The sequence below is a fragment of the Rhizobium sp. NPDC092011 genome, assembly GCF_044756305.1.
Lineage (GTDB): Bacteria > Pseudomonadota > Alphaproteobacteria > Rhizobiales > Rhizobiaceae > Rhizobium.
Genome location: NZ_JBIVSO010000041.1, coordinates 1 through 4,533, shown reverse-complemented (window position 1 = coordinate 4,533; position 4,533 = coordinate 1). Strand labels below are relative to the sequence as shown.

General features: G+C 56.6%; 5 protein-coding genes. 2 read left to right on the top strand and 3 right to left on the bottom strand.

The features are described 5' to 3' along the window. Positions 1–189: 189 nt before the first annotated feature. From ACIQJ2_RS38145 to ACIQJ2_RS38135, 3 genes are all read right to left on the bottom strand, one after another. Entirely contained in the window at positions 190–945 is a 756-nt protein-coding gene (locus ACIQJ2_RS38145; RefSeq protein WP_400678205.1) for a transporter substrate-binding domain-containing protein, read from the bottom strand. 150 nt (positions 946–1,095) lie between these two features. Then, complete coding sequence (locus tag ACIQJ2_RS38140; RefSeq protein ID WP_400678206.1) at positions 1,096–1,770, bottom strand: ABC transporter permease; 675 nt, start codon at positions 1,768–1,770, stop codon at positions 1,096–1,098. Then, entirely contained in the window at positions 1,770–2,474 is a 705-nt protein-coding gene (locus ACIQJ2_RS38135; protein ID WP_400678208.1) for an ABC transporter permease, read from the bottom strand. The genes ACIQJ2_RS38140 and ACIQJ2_RS38135 overlap by 1 nt, the downstream gene beginning before the upstream one ends. Before the next feature lie 372 nt (positions 2,475–2,846). On the opposite strand from ACIQJ2_RS38135, the gene ACIQJ2_RS38130 reads away from it, so the two are divergent. Further along, the gene (locus tag ACIQJ2_RS38130) at positions 2,847–4,040 is read left to right on the top strand and encodes a P1 family peptidase (protein WP_400678209.1); all 1,194 of its coding nucleotides are present in this window, start codon (positions 2,847–2,849) and stop codon (positions 4,038–4,040) included. Positions 4,041–4,312: 272 nt separating this feature from the next. Then, entirely contained in the window at positions 4,313–4,471 is a 159-nt protein-coding gene (locus tag ACIQJ2_RS38125; protein WP_400678210.1) for a hypothetical protein, read from the top strand. Positions 4,472–4,533: the final 62 nt, after the last annotated feature.

Genomic DNA, 4,533 nt, shown 5'->3' with positions numbered 1-4,533 from the left:
AGTGTTGACAGAGATCCGGATGGGGTCGCCCGGTCGGTATGACATCCGATCTGCATACAACCAGATCCGGATCGGCCCCCCCGGATCGGAGGGGGCCTTTCTGCGTAGTTTCCTTGCACGGCTTCGCGCCGCCAATCGACACCGGGGGACAGAGTCTGAGATGGACCGTTCATCGCGCGAGCACCCCGGTCACTTGTCGTTTCCGATGCGGAACGGGAAATATTTGGCCCAAAGCGCGTCAAACTCACCATTTGACCACATCAGATCGACGGCCTTCTGAACGTCCGAACGCAATGGCTCATTGCCCTTCTTGATGACTATCCCGGCGCCATCTCCAACTGCTGGGTCCGAAATCTTGGCCTCGGAGATCTTGCAGCAGTCCTTTCCCTCGCTTTGCACCCACGTATAGAGAGTCGGGGTGTCGCCCATCACAGCATCAATGCGACCTGAGCTGAGATCGGCGTAGGCTTCAATCTGGGAGGGATAGAATTTCAGCGTCGAACCTGAAAACTTTTGCTCGAGATACGAAGCATGGACGGTTCCCGTCTGGGCTCCCACTGATTTTCCTGCAAACGCTGCCGGCGACAGATCAGATCCATCGCTATTCTTCGGCACAAGGAAGCTCGCAGTATTGTTGTAGTACTTCACCATGTCCACCGCCTTCTTGCGCTCTTCCGTGATCGAGTGCGATGCAATAACCATGTCGTAACGTCCGTTCTGGACCGCAGGGATGAGACCTTCGAAGTCCTGTGCGGTCCATTCGCACTTTGCGCTGAGCTTGGCGCAGATCGCATTGCCAATGTCGATGTCGAGACCCGTCACCTTGCCCGAGTTATCGACGACACTGAAGGGCGGATAAATGCCGTCGGTGCCGATTCTGAGTGTACGCTGCTCAGCCATTGCAGAAGCAGCACTGAGCGATAGCATTGTCGCTGCAAGCAGCACTTTGTTGTGATTTACCCGTTTCATTTAGTCCTCCCATTTTACTATTGCTTCACTTGCGGGTCGCGTCACGCCACTCGCTTATTGCTGTCCGGTATTGTTCACTCAGACGAAGTTTCGATCTCATCGACGTAGGATTTTGGGTCAGAGCGGTCACCATCGAAAAAACGATTGCTCCAACGTCCTGAAGGCGAGCCTAACGGCGGATACGATGCAAATATAAATTACCGCTGCCCAAACATATATGCCGATGTCAAACGTCCTGGAGTATATAACTTTAACAACGCCAAGTAATTCATAAAGGGTTACAGCCATTGTAATGGAGCTAGCCTTGATCAGGAGAATGATCTCGTTTCCATAGCCCGGCAGGGCTCGCCGAATGGCTTGCGGCATGATTACTTTTCGGAGCGTGGCGAACCAGCCAAGCCCAAGGGCGGTCGCAGCTTCCCATTGTCCCTCAGGCAGCCCGTCAATTGCTCCTTTCACCAATGCGGCTGTATAGGCTGCTGAATTGAGTGCAAAAGCGAGAACGCTGCAGAAGAAGGCGTCGCGGAAAAGCCACCAGACGCCGAGATCTTCTAATAGAGGTCGAAATTGACCGCTCCCGTAGTAGAGCAGGAAAAGTTGAGCCAGGAGCGGAGAGCCGCGAAAGAAGGTGAGATAGGTTTGGGAAACAGCCCGCGGCGCCCAAGCATTCGAACGCAATCCCAAAACCAACGGCACGGTTATGATTGCGGCGCATATGGCCGACAACCCCACCAACGCAAGCGTTAGCTTGAACCCATCGTAGAGGCGCGCGGCGTTGTCGATAACAAGCGAAGTGTCCATTATACCGTCCTCATGAGGTGACGGCTCGTTCTCAGGTTCAATCGTTCGAGAGCAAACTCCGATATCTTTGTCAGGAGAATGTAACCCAAGCAGGCGAATAGAAAGAGCACAAAGTATCTATGGGTTGCCGCAACGGCCAGGTTCACTTCTCTCATGAAATCGGAGACAGATATCAGCGAGACAAGCGCGGTATCTTTGAGGAGGATGATCCAGAGATTACCGAGCCCAGGAAGAGCGAGTCGAAACGCTTGAGGCAATATTACAATTCGCAGGGATGCGATGCCCGGAAGTCCAAGAGACATTGCCGCTTCGTACTGGCCACGCCCAATGCCCGCCAAAGCACCCAACCATATCTCGCTTGAATAGGCAGCGAACACCAGACTGAGAGCAAACGACCCAGCCGCAACGCCAGGAACGGTCCAGGTCGTCTGAACATCGAGTTCCGACATCAAGAATTGAATCAGCTGAGAGCAGCCATGGTATATCGCAAAGATGGTCAACAATTCTGGTATCGCCTGGAATGCATTGGCATAGCCAACCGATGCAGTCCTGAGGAGGAGCGACTTGCTCCGCCTACCCAATGCGATCATCAGACCGAAAAACAGACCCAGCGGCAGGGCAAGGATCGCCACCTCTATAGTGACGACCAGACCACTCAGGAAAGACCACCCCCAGCCACCGGCACCAAAACCTACTAACTCCACGCGGTATACCCTCCCTGTCACGTAACCACTTGGATTGGATTAATCCTTGCGCATTTAGAATGTTAAATCCGCAACATGCTGCATAAGCATCGAGATTAGCGATGTATCCGGGTGGCTGCAGGTGATCCCCTTCAGACCCGCACGGTCAAGTTGCGAAGCGCGCGGGTGCTTCGCGCCCACGTCACGAATGGTACTGAGGGAGCATGGCTATCCCGGTCTATCGCCGGGTACACGTCGAACCCACGCAAGACCTAGGCTCAGGAGAGCCCTCGCGTTACATCGATCAATCCGATGCGATGTCCCCCCTGTCGCTATTTGTCTGTCTTTCAGCAGCGCTAGGTTGGCCGAACACACGACTTTGGGAGGTTTAGCGTGCTTAAAACATTCATTACGGGCGTGCTTGCGGTATCGCTGACGAGCACCATCGCGTCGGCCAGCGACCGTGCTCGCGACTTGGGCGTCGCATTCGACGGGAAGCCAGGCAAACTCAACGCGATTACCGACGTTGCCGGCGTCGAGGTCGGCCAAGTTACCTTGATTAAGGGGGACGGGCGTACCGAGGTGGGCCGAGGTCCCGTGCGAACCGGCGTGACGGTCGTGCTGCCAAGAGGGCATGCCAGCTCGAAGCCGGTGAATGGCGGCTTCTTCAACCTGAATGGCTACGGTGAAATGACAGGCCAGTCCTATCTTCAGGATCTAGGCCTTGTTTACGGCCCCATCGGCATCTCTAACACCAATGCCATCGGGCAGGTCTATGCCGGGATACAGCGCTGGACCGCGGAGAAATTCGGCGAGGCGTCGACGCCTGTCGTTGCCGAGACGTGGGATGGCGGCATCAATGACATCCAGGGCTTTCATGTCACGCCAGAGCACGCGATGGAGGCGATCGAACGGGCGAATGGCGGTCCCGTCGCCGAAGGCAATGTGGGCGGCGGCACCGGCATGCGCTGCTTCGGCTTCAAGGGCGGTATCGGAACGGCGTCGCGGACGATTTCCATCGGCAAGAAGCCCTATGTTGTGGGGGTGCTCGTCCAATGCAACACGGGCGCGCGCGACGTCCTGCGCATTTCGGGGGTTCCGGTCGGTCATGAACTGAACGCAAAGTGGCTGCCCTGCTACGCGCCGGGCCAATCAGCCCAGAAAAAGGAGCCGGAGTGCCAGGCCGACGGCACCGACGGGAAGCCCGTCCCGGACAACGGGTCGATCATCGTCGTTGTGGCAACCGATGTGCCTCTGAGTTCGATCGAGTTGAACCGCGTCGCGCGTCGCGCGTCGCTTGGCCTCGGCCGCCTCGGGTCCTTTTCCGGCAATGGGTCCGGCGACCTGGTCGTATCCTTCTCCACGACCTCCGCTGCGAACGATGTGCCGGACGAGCAGCTGAAGGAAGGCCCGATGGTTGCCACGGGACAACTCGATCCCGTCTTCCAGGCTACGGTGGAAGCCACCGAGGAAGCGATCGTCAACGCTCTGGTCGCCGCCCACACGATGACGGGCGCGGACGGCTACACCTTGTTCGCCCTGCCGCACGACGAGCTGAAGACGCTTCTCGGACGGTACGGCAGGTAACTGGCGAAGTGAACTGTCTCGCTAAATATCACTGCCTAAATTCGATCATTGTATTCAGGGACGGCCAGTCCCTGCCACGGCATCAGACCCACGAGTTTCCGTTGGCTCTGCAAGCCGGATGAGCCTCAGTGGGTGCGCGCTTCCTAAAAGCGTTCGCGGCAGTGTTATTCGTATCCTCGCCCTTATCACCGTCCAAAACGATTTGTTTGCGGAAGCGCTCCACATCCTTGGTGAAGTGATCCCCCAAATGTACCAGAGAGGTTGTTTGATCCATGACCATTTCCCCGACCCTGACCTCCAAGCTCAAGGATCCGTCCCTCGTCGTCGACAAGGCGCTCATCGCCGGTGAGTGGATCGCTAAGAGCGATAACGGCCAGACCTTCGAGGTCATTAACCCTTCTAGACTAAATGTTCGCCTGGGGACCGGGTGACCCGTCTCACAATATGCAGGTATCGAGGGTTGCGTAAGTTAACCTCGCACAGAGCCTCATGC

Bases quoted from the DNA above. Each gene is read 5' to 3' on its own strand.
- ACIQJ2_RS38125 (WP_400678210.1), top strand. From the start codon at position 4,313: ATGACCATTTCCCCGACCCTGACCTCCAAGCTCAAGGATCCGTCCCTC.
- ACIQJ2_RS38140 (WP_400678206.1), bottom strand. From the start codon at position 1,770: ATGGACACTTCGCTTGTTATCGACAACGCCGCGCGCCTCTACGATGGG.